The organism is Frankia tisae (assembly GCF_025403405.1).
Lineage (GTDB): Bacteria > Actinomycetota > Actinomycetes > Frankiales > Frankiaceae > Frankia > Frankia tisai.
Map to the genome: position 1 here is coordinate 1 of NZ_JANEZT010000846.1, position 421 is coordinate 421.

Genomic DNA, 421 nt, shown 5'->3' on the forward strand with positions numbered 1-421 from the left:
CGTCGTAATGATACGCGATTACTCGGAATTCCTACTTCATGTGGGCGAGTTCCAGCCCACAATTCGTACATTAATCTTTTTTGATGATTAGCTCATTGTTACCATTTCGCGTCATTTTGTAAAGATTCTTGTGGCACGTCTATTGCCCAGCTTATAAGGGCCATGAGGGTTTGTCATATTCCTTAAACCATTGATAAGATCAATTGGAAACTCCTAGAGAGACTAGAAGTAAGGATTGCGCTCGTTGTTTGGAATTAACCAGACACCATTAGCACGAGCTGACGACAACCATGCAACACCTGTCTAAGATTCAAAAGCTGGTAAGATTGTACGCGGGTTATCGTATTAAATAACATGCTTCACTCCGTTTGCTCTCAGGCCGTCTAATTATTTGTATTTCGGCCTTGCGACTATACTATAC

At 41.6% G+C, this 421-nt stretch carries 1 rRNA gene; it reads right to left on the bottom strand.

From position 1 onward, the window contains the following. A 16S ribosomal RNA gene (locus NBZ85_RS31950) occupies positions 1 to 421 on the bottom strand; the annotation flags it as partial.